Genomic DNA, 13,465 nt, shown 5'->3' on the forward strand with positions numbered 1-13,465 from the left:
TTGGCAGCGATCCGTCTGCCTTGTCAGCGTCGCGCCCTATCGTGGTGACCCATGAGCGACATGTTGCCGACGACGCCGCCGAGCGGTCCGATCCTGGCTGTCCCGTCCCCTGGTGAGATCCGGGACGAGCTGGCCGAGCTGGTGGTGCGGGACCTACTCGGGCCGGTGGGCAGCGAGATGGAGGAGGTCGCGGACGCTCCGACGGATTGGTATGTGCTCGGGCGGCTCGCACCGAACGGCACCACGATCTTTCCGGAGGAGCTGGACGCCCCACTCGGCGACAGCAGGCTGGCCGGCGCGGACGAGGGGGCACCAGACGCGGATGCGCCGAACGTGCCGAGCCTGAGCCCGTCTTCGATCGGGTTCACCGCGCGGGTACGCGGTGACGCGGACCGCTTGGAGGTGACCGGTGAATGGGCACGCTATGTCCGCGCGCGCTCGACGGATCCGAGCGTCGAGAAGCTGATCTGGCGGCGTGAGCCGCACACCGGCAGCGTCCCGGTCAAGCTGGTCGAGGGTGCCGTGGAGCCGCTCGTTCTCGACAGCGAGGACGAGAAGATGGTGTTGCGTGGACGGGTACGTCGCTTCGAGGACGACTGGCTGGTAACGCTGTTCCTAGTCAACACAACCGAGACCGATTCCAACTCCGCGCTGCACTGGGCCTTCCAGGCCGAACTCTCGGCGACCGGGGCTGAGGGCGCGGCGGTATTCCTTCCCCGGCACGAGCCCGGCTCCGGCGGCGACAGCGCCGACCGAGCCGAGCAGCGACGTCTGGCGATGGCGTACCGGTTCAGTCCGGAATTCGCGGTGGGACACGCCACCGGCGTACGCGCGACGGCAAGTGACACCGATCCGATGACGGCGGTCGCGATTCGAACGAAGGCCGCACCGCAGTATGACATCGCGCAGACCGACGCCCCGTCAGCACACAGTGACCCGGACTTGCCGGAGTTGGCCGATCTGCTGGTCGACATGAAGGTGCTGGCCACGTGCGAAAGACAAAAGCTGCGCGCGGGACTGATGCCGCTGGTGGCCGGCTACCGGGCATGGATCGGGCGGTCCGAAGGGCGGGTCGGGCAGGAGGGCCAGCACCTTGACGAGTACCGGACCCAGGCAGGTGAGGCGCTGAGAGACGCGAAACGTGCAGCGGATCGGATCGAAGCGGGGATCGAGCTGGTGCTCGAGAACGACGACGCTTTGACCGCGTTCCGGTTCGCCAACAGTGCGATGCACCTGCAGCGCATCCACACCCGGGTCGCCGCGGCCCGGCGCCGTGACCCATCCCGCGATGTCGAGGGGGTGTTCCTCCAGGAGGACCAGCCGGTCCACCGGTCTTGGCGCCCGTTCCAGCTCGCGTTCCTGCTGCTGAACCTGCCTGCGCTGACGGATCCGGCGCACCCGGAGCGTGCCACGGGGGCCGAGGCGGTGGCGGACCTGCTGTGGTTCCCCACCGGTGGCGGCAAGACCGAGGCATACCTCGGCCTGACTGCCTACACTCTGGCCATCCGCAGGCTTCGACCGGATCTTGGCGGTCTCGACGCGCGTCACGGGGTCGCGGTCCTCATGCGCTACACCCTTCGGCTGCTGACGATCCAGCAGTTCCAGCGCGCCACGGCGCTGATCTGCGCTTGCGAGGTCCTGCGCCGGGCGGACGAGACGCGGTGGGGCACGGAGCCGTTTCGGATCGGGTTGTGGGTCGGCGGAAAGGTCTCTCCGAACACGACCGACCATGCCGATAAATGGGTCAAGGACGTACGGAAGGCAAGTGGGCGGCCCAATCGGGACTCGGGCTCGCCCTACCAGCTCACCAGCTGCCCGTGGTGCGGCACGAAGATCGAGAAGGGACGCGACGTCGAGGTCGACATGACTCTTCGCCGCACCTACCTGCGCTGTCCGGAGCTGTTCTCCTGCCCGTTCGGCGGCTGGGACCCGAACGGGGAGGGCCTACCGGTCGTCGTGGTCGACGAGGAGATCTACCGGGTCCTGCCGAGCCTGGTCATTGCGACCGTCGACAAGTTCGCGCAGCTGGCCTGGAACGGGCGCACCCAGGCCTTGTTCGGGCGGGCGTCACGACACTGCTCACGCCACGGGTATGTCACGGCACAGATAGCGGAGGAGAGCTGGGAGGCCGGCAGCCACATCGCGGAGGGCCGCTACCGGGCCGCGGCGCTCACCGCAGCCGCACAGGTGCGTCCGCCGGATCTCATCGTCCAGGACGAGTTGCACCTGATTTCAGGCCCCCTGGGATCACTGACCGGCCTGTACGAGGCCGCCGTGGACCGGTTGGCCACCTGGGAGTACGCACCGGGCAAGACGGTGCGACCCAAGGTGATCGCCTCGACGGCCACAGTCCGCCGCGCGGAGCGGCAGATCCACGCCCTGTTCGACCGGCGCACCGAGGTCTTCCCGCCACAGGGCCTGGAGATCGGCGACAGCTTCTTCGCCCGTCAGCGGCCTGCCGACTCGCATCCAGGACGCCGCTACATCGGGATCTGCGCGCAGGGGGTGCGCACAAAGTCCACGATGATCCGCGTGTACGTCGCCGTGCTCGCCGCCGCTCAGACCGTGCACAAGAAGTACGGAAGCAACCCGGTGACCGATCCGTACATGACGCTGGTCGGCTACTTCAACAGCCTGCGCGACCTGGGCGGCATGCGTCTCTCCGTGGAGGATGATGTCTCCACCCGACTGGAACGCGTCAACGAGCGCGGCCTGTCCCGGCGCTACGACTTGCGACTCGAGGAACTCACCTCACGTCTGACCTCGGAGAAGATCAAGGACATCCTCGATCAACTGGAGTACACCTTCCCCAAGGTGAACAAGCTGACGCCCATCGACGTGCTCCTGGCCACCAGCATGATCGCCGTCGGCGTCGATGTCTCCCGCCTCGGCGTCATGGTCGTGGCCAACCAACCCAAGTCCACCGCCGAGTACATCCAGGCGACCAGCCGCGTCGGCCGTGCCACCCCGGGCCTCGTCTTCACCGTGTTCAACTGGGCCCGCCCACGCGACCTGTCCCACTACGAGACCTTCGAGCACTTCCACGCCACCGTGTACCGGCACGTCGAGGCCCTCTCGGTAACCCCGTTCGCCGAGCGCGCCATAGACCGCGGCCTGGCCGGTGTACTGGTGGCGCTGGCCCGCAACCTGGACGCCGGCGACAACGGCAACCTCGGCGCACAGACCTTCGACACGCACAGCAGCAAGGCCGACCACATCGTCCGCTACCTCGAACGCCGCGCGGGCGAGATCTCCACCGATCGCACCGTTGCAGCTCGGGTACGTGAAGAACTCGACAGCATCCTGGATCTGTGGGCGCGCGAGCAGCGACGCCCGGCGACCCGGCTTGCTTTCGACGCCAAAGGCAAGGCCGACGACATCGTGGGACTGCTCCGCAGCCCGGACGCCGGCCCTTGGGGTCCGACAACCTGCCCGACCTCGTTGCGCGAGGTCGAGCCGGGTATCCGTCTGGTCCTGCGAGCTGCACCGGGCAGTATCGACGACCATGAGAAACACCCCTTCCTCCCACGTACGACCCCGGACATTGATGGCGTCAGGCAGCAAGGGGACCTCTCATGACCAGCACCGCGAGCGGATCACGACCGGCGGACGACCTGCGGGTCGGGGAGTTGCGGCCCAGCCAGCTGCTGCACACCTATGGAGTGGGCGCGGTCGCGGACCTGCCGAACCTCTCGGTGATGATCCTTGGACTCGACGAGTGGGCGTTGGAGCAGGCCGCGATCGTTCCCGAGGAACGGCTACTCGCGGCGGTGCGCAGCAAGCTCGGCAACCAGGTCCAGAACCTGCGGATGCCGCCGTACACGCCGGAGGACCCGAACGACTTCAGCGGCGCCTGGTCGCGGATCGGCGTTCCGGTCGCGGTGTTCCCGGGCTGGCTGCGGTGCACCGACAATCGCTGCAACCGGCTCGCACCGGCTGACTCCGGGCTCTTCCATCTGCTGCCGAACAGCTTCGCTCCCGACCAGACCCGCTACGTCCACTCCTGCCGCGAGAGCGGACGCAGGCGGCCTACCGCGGTACCGGCCAGGTTCGTCTCGGCCTGCCCGGCCGGGCATCTCGACGACTTCCCGTGGATGTACTTCGTCCACCGCGGCGCGCCGCACGGGTCGGATCACACGCTGAAGCTGGTCGAGCGCGGCACCACCGGTGAGGCGGCGAACATCTTCGTCGAATGCTCCTGTGAGGTGAAGGCCCGCTCCATGGCCGAGGCCATTGGTACCCGCAGCGAGCTCGTCCTGCCGGCCTGCCGGGGCCGGCACCCGCACCTGGGGACCTTCGAGCCCTGTACCGAGCAGACCCGGACCATGGCGCTGGGCGCCACGAACGGCTGGTTCGCGATGCAGCTGCGGGTCTTCTCCCTGCCGCACGCCGAGAACCCGGTGGACAGCGCGGTCGCCGAACACTGGCCTGGGCTGCAGGTGGTGGCGGACCTGCCACGCGAGACCGCCCGCCTGGTCCTGCCCACCCAGGTGATGTGGCCGCAACTCGAGCGCTTCGGCGCGGACGAGGTACTGAACGCGATCGCCCGCCACCGCGACGAAATGCAGTCCGGCGCCGTCGAGGACGTGGACGCACTGGACATTGCCGGCCCGGAATGGCTCGCCTTCACCGGCCGTCCCCAGAGCCACCCCGATTTCAGCGTCAGCGACGAACCCGTACCGCCCACCCACCGCAATTGGCTCAGCCAGGTGCGGCTCGTCAAGCGGCTCCGAGAGGTATCCGCCCTGTACGGGTTCAGCCGGATCGACGCACCGGAATGGGGATCCGCGACCAGTGGCGGACCGGTGCAGGAGGAGAACCGCGCACCGCTGACCAGCTCCGCGCCGAGCTGGGTGCCATGTGCGGAGACCCGCGGCGAGGGGATATTCCTTCGCTTCGACGAACAACGGGTCGCCACCTGGGAACAGAACCCGGACGTCATCCGACGCGCCGGCATCCTGAGAGCCGCACACCGGAAGTGGTGCGCCCAGCGCCGGACCGCCGCGGAGTGGCCGGGCATCCGCTACCTGCTGCTGCACACCTTCGCCCACGTCCTGATCCGCGAGTTCGCCCTGGAGTGCGGCTACGGCGCCTCCGGCATCGGCGAACGTATCTACGCACGCTCCGGCAACGACCCGATGGCCGGGATCCTGCTCTACACTGCGGCCCCCGACAGCGAGGGCACCCTCGGAGGCCTGGTCACCCTCGGCGGGCAGCGCCGACTCGGCGCTCTGATCGACCAAGCGCTCGAGGCCGCGCGGCTGTGCGGCTCGGACCCCTTGTGTGCCGACCACAACCCGGTCGCCCACGGCCGCCTGCACGGCGCAGCCTGCCACGCCTGCCTGTTCGCCGCGGAAACGTCCTGCGAACGAGGCAACCATTTCCTGGACCGCGAACTGCTCGTCGAGACGTTCAGCGGCCGGCCAGGCGGGTTCTTCACGCCATGACCGGCCACGATGCCGGCCAGGCCGCGTCCTCCCTTCCCGAAGTGATTTCCGGGCTCGTCGCCAGCCTCCCCAAGACCCATCTCGCAGCCTGGATTGGGGTCTTGCGCACCATCGCCGTTCCCGACGATCAGACAGAGTCCCGTCTCATCGCCGCGCATCCCGGCGCGGGACTCGGGTCGCGCGCCGCTCTGTTGCTGTCCGCCTGGAGATCCACCGATCCGCAACTGCCGGGGCCCGCTCTGGCCCTGGCCCTCGAAGCTGCCATCTGCCGCTACGAGCAGGACCTCGCCTCCCACCATGTCGACATCGTCGTCTCCGGCCCGCTGAGCGGTACCGTGCCGCTCAGGCTCACCGCATCCGCGGCAGTCGAGGTCATACGGGCGGCGACCCGCACGCTCCTGGTTACCAGCTACGCCGCATTCGGCATACAGGAGATCGTCAACGAGATCACAGAGGCCGCAGACCGTGGCGTCAGCGTGAACCTGGTCCTGGAGACCGCGCGCTCCGCTGGCGGCAGGCTGCACGGAGAGACCGACGGGCGTATCGCATTCCATGCACTGCGCTTCCACCCGGACGTGCACTTATGGCAATGGGCGAACGCCGAGCGGCGCGGCTCTGGCGGCCGACGCGGCAGCATGCACGCCAAGGTCATCGCCGCTGACCGAAGCACCGTCCTGCTCGGCAGCGCGAACCTCACCGACAACGCGTACAACGACAACCTGGAGGTCGGTGCCGTCATCCGCGACCCGATCGCCGTCGGCAAGCTCGTCGATCACTTCACCACCCTGATGCACTCAGAAAGCAGCTCGCTTGTCCGATTGCCGTGGATACCCTCCCAAGGAAACGGAGTAGACGAGAGCGTCGGACGTACCTGAACCACGATCAGGTGCCCTACGGCTCACGCGCCCACCTCTGCCCGGTCCGGGCCTGACGCTGGTGGAAGGAGACCACCGGGCTGACCTTCGAGGAAGTGCGACCTTGGGGAACATCGATACAGCGGTTCTCGGTGAGATCGATCTTGGATGACAGTGAGGCCGGCGGGGGCCCGTGCGGGCCCCCGCCGGGGCCGTCGCTTTCAAAGACGGCGCTGAGCCCAAAAGATGATTAGACTCACGCACCCCGACCCGGCGCCATAGGCAGCTCCGAGCAAGAATCGCCTGCTCATGACCTTGATCTGGCGGCGCTGCCACTTGATCGTCCGCTGCCAGCGTCCCGGGGGTTCGACATCCCCATGAGACATGGGATTAGCATGCACTGTGGTTCTCCAATCCGTTGCAGAGCGGCAAAGGGAATCGACAGAGGGCCCCCTCGGCACGGTTTCTCAGGCCATGTGCCGGAGGGGTCCTTTGTTTGCCTGTCATCAGGGACTCCTGGGGGCTCAGGCAGGGGACTTCCCCACGAGGAGCGATCAGTGCCCTGCTTAGGGAAGTTGACGACCCGTCATGCGTCAACCTTGACGAGCTCCCACCAACTTGACGACCCGCGATTTTCTGATCTCGTTTTGATAACGAGACTCCCGAGGAATCCGCCGCCGCAGCGTGCAACGCACGGCCCTGGTTAGTGCCGTGCGGCACCCAGCGCGGCTCAGTGGCGGATGGTCTGCAACCGGCTGCCGGTCTCCGCGATGATCCAAAACGACCAGCCGTTCCGGCTCGCACTCACCTTGGGGTTCTGCGCGCGCAGCACCGCAGCGGCTGCGCCACTCGGGGACTTGTACCGCCCCTGTGCCGGCCCGTTCGTCACGGTCACACTTTCCGTCGCCGGATCGTACAGCCCCTCGATCCGCACCCCTTCGTACAGGGCGTAAACATCGATCATCCCCCTCTGATCGCTCTTCTTGGGAGTGGAAGAGCGCTGGAAGTGCTCCACCAGCCTCTGCACTGCCTCGCTCTCAGAGACCCCCCAGGCCAGCGCCAGCAGTGCCACCTGGTTGTGCGTGGTCTCCGTGATCTCCATGCACACATTTCTTCTGGTACTCACGGCCGCGATCATACGCTCTAGACAGCTATGCCCGCAGCTGTTTCTTAGAGCCGAAGAGGCGGTCGCCGCCGGTTCTGCAAATGACCAGTTGAGAGACGTCCTGAGTGCTGCACGACCGACGCGTTGGCCCAGGTTGCCCGTCGCAGAAGGCCTCTCAGGACCGGCTGGTTCTGCGAGGGAGATCTGAGAGGCGACTGACCGCCGTAAGGACGTTGTCGTTGACGGGATGCGCGGGGCTGACTGCAGGCCCTGACCGGTTTCCAGCCGCGCCCGTCGAACTTCACCAGGCCCCTGGGCGACGGCTAGGTGCTTCCCTGTCCGGCCGGGCCACGCGTATGGAGGGGACGGTGCCGAGCCAGGGCGGGCAGAACCGGTCGCTGAACCAGATCGAGGCGGTGCCGTCGGCCCGCATCTTCTCGGCGCGGGCGGTAATGCCTGCGCCCGTGATCGGCGCGAGCTGGGCTTCCAGCGCCGTCCCGGGGCGTGGGGAAATCGGCGGCACGGTTTGGGAAACGATCTTCGGGAGCACCGGCGTAGCTCCTGACCAGCGGCTTCCGTCGGTGTCCCGGTACGCCTGAGGAATCTGACAGATCGGCTGGACGAATCCACCGACAAACCGCCTGGACAGTCACACGAAGGCGCAGGTCAGTGCGACGCCCGACGACATCTCAGATCGGAACCTACAGCGGGACGCGTCCGCTGGGATGGAGTGGTGAGCACCGACACCGCGACCGACGTCTTCGAAGAGCACCGGCCCGTCCTCCTGGGCGTCGCCTACCGCATGCTGGGTCGCCTGGCGGACGCGGAGGACGTGGTCCAGGAGGCGTGGCTGCGCTGGTCCGGCGCCGACCGGGCCGCCGTGCGCGAACCCCGCGGCTACCTGGTGCGCATCACCACCCGACTCGCCATCGACCGGCTGCGGCAGGTCAAGTCGCGCGGCGAGACCTACGTCGGCCCGTGGCTGCCGGAGCCCTGTGTCACCGACTTCGGGGACGCCGTGCCGGACGCCGCCGAGCGGGCCGTCCTCGCCGACTCGGTCTCCCTCGCCGTCCTCGTCGTCCTCGAGTCCCTGTCCCCGCTGGAGCGGGCGGTGTTCGTCCTCAGGGAGGCGTTCGGTTACCCGTACGCGGAGATCGCCGCCATGCTGGAGCGCGGCGAGGCCGCGGTGCGCCAGCTCGCCGGACGCGCCCGCAAGCACGTCGACGAGCGGCGGCCCCGCTACGACGTGGACCCGGTCCAGCGCCGAGACCTCACCGAGCGCTTCCTCGCCGCCGCGGCCGACGGCGACCTGGACGGCCTGCTGGCCACGCTCGCGCCGGACGTCCGGCTGGTGGGCGACAGCGGGGGCCGGGCCAAGGCGCCGCTGCGCGTGCTGGAGAGTTCCGACAAGGTGGGTCGCTTCCTGCTCGGTGTCGCGCGGCAGGGCGTACCCGACGCGTCCTTCGACTTCCTGGAGCTCAACGGCGGCCCCGCCGTTCTGGTCCGCTCCGGCGGCAAGCCCGACTCCGTCGTCCAGGTGGACGTCGCCGACGGGCGCATCCAGGCGGTGTACATCATCCGCAACCCGGACAAACTGGTGTCCTTGGCCGACGTCGTCCGACCTGCGTAGCCCCTCCGCCCCCTCGCGGCCCCGGCCCCGTTCTCCGACGGGAGCCGGGGCCGTCCGGTTCGCGGGATTGGTCTTGACCAAGGGGGTGGGGCGTTTTATGGTCGCAGAGAACTGCAACAACCTTTAATAAACAAGGGCGTCAAAACGCCGCCGGACCACGGCGATTGCGGAGGACAGGGTGGGGACCACGCAGTTGGAATCGGTGCCGGAGCCCAAGTACTGGCACCTCAGGACCGTGCTCAGCGAGGCCCTGGACTCGGAGTTCGAGGTGGGTGAGATCCTGCCGAACGAACGCGATCTCGCCGCCCGCTTCGGCGTCGCCCGCGCGACCCTGCGCCAGGCCCTGGAGCAGCTCGAGCTGGAGGGCAGGCTCCAGCGCCGGCGCGGCGTCGGTACGACCGTGGCCCCGCCGCGCGTCGGCGTGGCCGTCGGCACCCGGGAGCACGCCTGGCCCGGCACGGCCGACGACGCCTGGCAACCGGCCGACTGCGCCCTCGCGGCACCTCCCGCGGCCGTGGCCGACGCTTTGGAGACGGGCCGCGACGAGCCCGTGCACATCGTCCGCCGCTCCCGCGTCAGCCACGGCAGGCCCGTCGCCGCCGAACTGCTGTACGTCCCGGCGTCCTCGGTGCCCGGTCTGCCCGCCATCGACGCCCCCTCGGGCGCCGCACGCGCGCGTGCCGTGCTGCGCGAACTGCAGCGCGGGGCACTGGAGGGACGGGAGAGCGCCGTCGAGCTGGGCTCGGCCGGCGCGGACGACGCGAAGGAGCTGGACCGCCTCCCGGGCGCGCCCGTCCTCTTGGTCACCACCCGCTACCTCGCCGAGGGCCGCACCGCCGCGCTCTCCGTCGCCACCTACCGCGCGGACACCTGCCGGCTGACGTTCGGCGACTCCGGCGACGTGGAAATCCACCACAGCCCCCAGACCCAGGCCTCCTGACCACCGCGCCCCACGGCCTGCCGCCGCGGGCCTCGCCCCGAGCGGGCCGGGGTGTGCGCGTGCCGGGTGCGGTGCTCACCGGCTGACGGCGTCGGCGCTCCGGCGCGTGTGTTCGCGCCGGCCGGTGTGAGCGGGCCCTGACGGGCCACCGCCCGTGGCCGGTGCCGGGCGGCTGCCGGCGCGTGTCACCACATCTCCCGGGCTCACGCCCACCGGGCCCGTCCCCGACGGCGGCCGCACGGGTGCCCGCGCCTCGCCGGGTGTGGTGGCCCGGGACGGCCGGGGCGGGCCCCGACCGCCCCGGGGCCACCAGGCCGTACGACCGTCGCCGGGGTCAGCGGCGGGCCGTCGCGCCCTCGACCGCGAAGAGTTGCTCCTCCACATGGTCGAGGGCCAGCCGCAGCGCGCCCGTGGCCACGGCGGCCTCGCCGAGCAGCGACAGGGCCACCCGGGGCGGGCGCAGGCAGTAGCGGGCCAGCTCCCGGCGCAACGGCTCCAGCACGCCGTCCAGCCCGGCCGCCCAGCCGCCGATGACGACCATCTCGGGATCGAGCGCCAGCGCCAGCGCCGCCACGTCGTGCACCAGCCGCTGGATGAAACGCTCGACGGCCGCGCGGGCCCGCTCGTCGCCCTCCCGCGCCTGCGCGAAGACCTTGGCGACGGCCTGCTCGTCCAGCGGGTGCAGCGGCTGGTCCGTGGTCGACAGCAGCGTCTCCGGCGTCACGTCCCGGCCCAGCAGGTGCAACGCGCCGATCTCCCCGGCCGCCCCGCCGTACCCCCGGTGCAACCGCCCGCCGATCAGCGCACCGGCCCCCGGACTGAGCCCGGCCAGCACGAACACCATGTCCTCGCACTCGGTGGCGGAGCCCTTCCAGTGCTCGGCGACCGCCGCCGCGTTCGCGTCGTTCTCGACCAGCACCGGGCACTTGAAGGAACGGCTCAGCCGCTCACCCAGCCCGAGACCCGTCCACCCGGGCAGCGCCGTGCCCAGGCGCACCGTGCCGTCCGCCTCGACGATGCCGGGCGTGGCCGCGCCGACCGCTCGCAGCGAACCGCGCGCCACACCGGCCCGGCGCAGCAGCTCCGCGACGGCCGTGCGCAGCCGCTCCAGGCGCTCGTCGGCCGACGCGTTCTCGTCCACGTCCTTCGCCTGGGCGCCGATCACCCGGCCGTCCAGGTCGGACAGGAGCGCGGCGACGCGGTGCGGACCGATCTCCAGGCCCAGCAGATGCCCGGCCTCCGCCCGGAACCGGAACCGCCGCGCGGGACGGCCCTGTCGCCGGGCCGTGCTCCCGTCGGCGGCGGCCTCGACGACGAGGCCGGCCTCGATGAGCCCCTCCACGACGCCTTCGACGGTCGGCCGGGAGAGTCCCGTCACCCGGGTGATCTCGGTCAGCGTCGCGGAGTCCGTCGCACGCAACGCGTGCAGTACCACGGCGGAGTTGATCCGCCGCAACAGCGACGGATCCCCGCCGGTCAGGCCTGCCAAGGTCCGTCCTCCCAGCTAGTGCGCGTGTTGGCCGGATGGTACTCGGCCCGCCGACCCCCGGCGAGCTCCGGTCCGCCGCTTCCCGGCCCGCGACGGTTCCTCAACCCGGTGCCACGAACCCCGACTCGTACGCCGTGATCACCGCCTGGGTGCGGTCCCGCGCCCCCAGCTTCGCCAGTACGGCGCTCACATGCGACTTCACCGTCTCGGTGCCGACGACCAGCCGCGCGGCGATCTCGGCGTTCGACAGCCCCCGCGTCATCAGGCGCAGCACCTCGCCCTCCCGCTCGGTCAGCCGGGCCCGCTCCAACGCCGCGCGGGCCGCCCGGTTGCCGCCCCCGTCGCCGTACTCGGCGGCCAGCTGCCGCACCGAGGCGGGGAACAGCAGGGACTCGCCTTCGGCGATCAGCCGCACCGCGTGCACGATCTCGGCCGGGCGGGCGCGCTTGAGCAGGAACCCGTCGGCGCCCGCGCGCAGCGCCTCGTACACGTACTCGTCGTTCTCGAAGGTCGTCACCACGAGGATCTTCGGCGGCCGGGCCACCGTCCGCAGCAGCGCGCGCGTGGCCTCGATGCCGTCCAGCAACGGCATCCGGACGTCCATGGCGACCACGTCCGGCCGTACCTGCCGCACCAGCGGAATGACCGCCGCACCGTCGGCCGCCTCCCCGACCACCTCGATGTCCGGCTGCGCCTCCAGCACGGCCCGCAGACCGGCGCGCACCAGGGGTTCGTCATCGACGAGGAGCACTCTGACCGGCATCCGGCCAGCCTAGATCAGCCCGGCGGCAGCTCTACGCGCACCGTCCAGTCACCGGCGCCGTCCGGCCCCGTGTGCGCCCGGCCGCCCAGCAGCGCGGCCCGTTCGCGTATGCCCCGCAGTCCGCCCCCGTGTCCCGGCGCGGCTCCCGCGTCCGGCAGCGGATTGCGCACGTCCAGGGTGAGCGCGCCGTCCGCCACCTCGATGCGCACGCGCGCGGGCACGGCCCCCGCGTGCCGCAGCACATTGGTCAGCGCCTCCTGCAGGATGCGGTAGCCCTCACGGGAGACGTGGCCCGGCAGCGTCTCCAGCGGGCCCGCGACCTCGGCGTCGACCTTGGCCCCCGAGGCCCGCGCGGACTCCAGCAGCCGGTCGGCGTCCGCGAGAGTCGGTCTGCTGCTCGCCGGCCGCTCCGACTCCCGCAGTACGCCGAGCACCCGCTCGAGATCCTCCAGCGCCGCCCTGCCCGTCTCCTCGATGGCGGTCAGGGCACGGTCGGTGAACTCCGCGCTGTTCGCCGCGCGCGCGGCCCCCGCCTGGAGGACGGCGACGGTCAGCGCGTGGCCGATGGAGTCGTGCAGCTCGCGTGCGATGCGATTGCGTTCCAGGAGTTGCTCGGTGCGTTCCTCCAGGGCGGAGAGCCGTTCGGCGGCGGACGGGCCGAGCAGCGCACGGGCCCCGGCCGTGGCCAGGGAACCGAGGGCGACCACGGAGCCGTACAGGGCGAGGAGGGGGAGCGGGGTGAGGAGAACGTACGCCCAGTGCGGCGCCGCGTCCCGCAGGAACGGTATGTCGTCCACCCGGTGGCCCAGGGCGTGCCGGACCAGCTCGACGGCGAGAATCGGCAGCCAGACACAGACGCCGGTGGTCAGGGCGCCCAGGAGCATGCGCACCTGCAGCCACACCACTGTGCGCAGCCGGTCCCGCCAGTTCGCCGAGGGCGCCACCGAGAAGGCGGAGTCCTCGTGGCCGGGCGTGAGGAGCAGACGGGCCTGCACCCCCTCGCCGGTCCGCACGGCCGGTACGAACCCGATCGGGACCAGCACCGCCGCCGGCACCCACAGTGTCGTGTCGTCGACGAGCGCCCACACACTGACCACGAGCATGGGCACCCACAGGTGCAGCAGCCGTGTGTAGGTCGTCCCCCGGCACAGCGGACGCAGAAGGCGGATCATCCCGTCATCGTGCCAGCCGCCACCGACACCGGACCTCCCCCGCCAGGGGGAGACGATCTCCACCG

The 13,465-nt window shown here is 70.4% G+C and carries 10 protein-coding genes; 5 read left to right on the plus strand and 5 right to left on the minus strand.

What is annotated here, in order from left to right:
• Nucleotides 1-51 precede the first annotated feature (51 nt).
• Genes drmA through drmC form a run of 3 tightly spaced genes read left to right on the plus strand, consistent with a single transcriptional unit; the run spans nt 52 to nt 6,322 of the window.
• Nucleotides 52-3,579 (plus strand): DISARM system helicase DrmA, encoded by a 3,528-nt coding sequence (gene drmA / locus NI25_RS33055; protein WP_199561062.1) that lies wholly within the window; start codon nt 52-54, stop codon nt 3,577-3,579.
• On the plus strand, nt 3,576-5,447 hold the full coding sequence (gene drmB, locus NI25_RS33060; protein ID WP_061445969.1) for a DUF1998 domain-containing protein: 1,872 nt from the start codon (nt 3,576-3,578) through the stop codon (nt 5,445-5,447). Before drmA ends, drmB begins: the two co-directional genes overlap by 4 nt.
• The gene (drmC, locus tag NI25_RS33065) at nt 5,444-6,322 is read left to right on the plus strand and encodes a DISARM system phospholipase D-like protein DrmC (protein WP_061445970.1); all 879 of its coding nucleotides are present in this window, start codon (nt 5,444-5,446) and stop codon (nt 6,320-6,322) included. Before drmB ends, drmC begins: the two co-directional genes overlap by 4 nt.
• 709 nt (nt 6,323-7,031) lie before the next feature.
• Here the strand turns inward: drmC and NI25_RS33070 are convergent.
• Together NI25_RS33070 and NI25_RS39325 are read right to left on the minus strand one after the other, a co-directional pair.
• Nucleotides 7,032-7,403 (minus strand): hypothetical protein, encoded by a 372-nt coding sequence (locus NI25_RS33070; RefSeq protein WP_061445971.1) that lies wholly within the window; start codon nt 7,401-7,403, stop codon nt 7,032-7,034.
• Nucleotides 7,404-7,707: 304 nt separating this feature from the next.
• Entirely contained in the window at nt 7,708-7,956 is a 249-nt protein-coding gene (locus NI25_RS39325; RefSeq protein ID WP_148315170.1) for a hypothetical protein, read from the minus strand.
• Between the two features lie 183 nt (nt 7,957-8,139).
• Here NI25_RS39325 and NI25_RS33080 point away from each other — a divergent pair, with 183 nt between their 5' ends.
• Together NI25_RS33080 and NI25_RS33085 are read left to right on the plus strand one after the other, a co-directional pair.
• Nucleotides 8,140-9,036 carry an RNA polymerase sigma-70 factor gene (locus tag NI25_RS33080; RefSeq protein ID WP_061445973.1) on the plus strand — a complete coding sequence of 299 codons (897 nt, stop codon included), beginning with the start codon at nt 8,140-8,142 and terminating at the stop codon, nt 9,034-9,036.
• 178 nt (nt 9,037-9,214) lie between these two features.
• Entirely contained in the window at nt 9,215-9,976 is a 762-nt protein-coding gene (locus tag NI25_RS33085) for a GntR family transcriptional regulator (protein WP_061445974.1), read from the plus strand.
• 334 nt (nt 9,977-10,310) lie between these two features.
• On the opposite strand, the gene NI25_RS33090 is transcribed toward NI25_RS33085, so the two are convergent.
• The 3 genes from NI25_RS33090 to NI25_RS33100 all read right to left on the minus strand — a co-directional run bounded on the left by NI25_RS33090 (nt 10,311) and on the right by NI25_RS33100 (nt 13,400).
• Nucleotides 10,311-11,465 (minus strand): ROK family protein, encoded by a 1,155-nt coding sequence (locus NI25_RS33090; protein ID WP_061445975.1) that lies wholly within the window; start codon nt 11,463-11,465, stop codon nt 10,311-10,313.
• A gap of 100 nt (nt 11,466-11,565) precedes the next feature.
• Nucleotides 11,566-12,228 carry a response regulator transcription factor gene (locus NI25_RS33095; RefSeq protein WP_061445976.1) on the minus strand — a complete coding sequence of 221 codons (663 nt, stop codon included), beginning with the start codon at nt 12,226-12,228 and terminating at the stop codon, nt 11,566-11,568.
• Nucleotides 12,229-12,242: 14 nt separating this feature from the next.
• A complete protein-coding gene (locus tag NI25_RS33100) occupies nt 12,243-13,400 on the minus strand; it encodes a sensor histidine kinase (RefSeq protein WP_061445977.1) in 1,158 nt (385 codons plus the stop codon).
• Nucleotides 13,401-13,465 lie beyond the last annotated feature (65 nt).

It is taken from the genome of Streptomyces sp. CCM_MD2014 (assembly GCF_000772045.1).
Classification (GTDB): domain Bacteria; phylum Actinomycetota; class Actinomycetes; order Streptomycetales; family Streptomycetaceae; genus Streptomyces; species Streptomyces salinarius.

Coding starts and splice junctions, on each gene's coding strand:
- drmA (WP_199561062.1), top strand. CDS start 52: ATGAGCGACATGTTGCCGACGACGCCGCCGAGCGGTCCGATCCTGGCT.
- drmB (WP_061445969.1), top strand. CDS start 3,576: ATGACCAGCACCGCGAGCGGATCACGACCGGCGGACGACCTGCGGGTC.
- drmC (WP_061445970.1), top strand. CDS start 5,444: ATGACCGGCCACGATGCCGGCCAGGCCGCGTCCTCCCTTCCCGAAGTG.
- NI25_RS33070 (WP_061445971.1), bottom strand. CDS start 7,403: ATGGAGATCACGGAGACCACGCACAACCAGGTGGCACTGCTGGCGCTG.
- NI25_RS33095 (WP_061445976.1), bottom strand. CDS start 12,228: ATGCCGGTCAGAGTGCTCCTCGTCGATGACGAACCCCTGGTGCGCGCC.
- NI25_RS33100 (WP_061445977.1), bottom strand. CDS start 13,400: ATGATCCGCCTTCTGCGTCCGCTGTGCCGGGGGACGACCTACACACGG.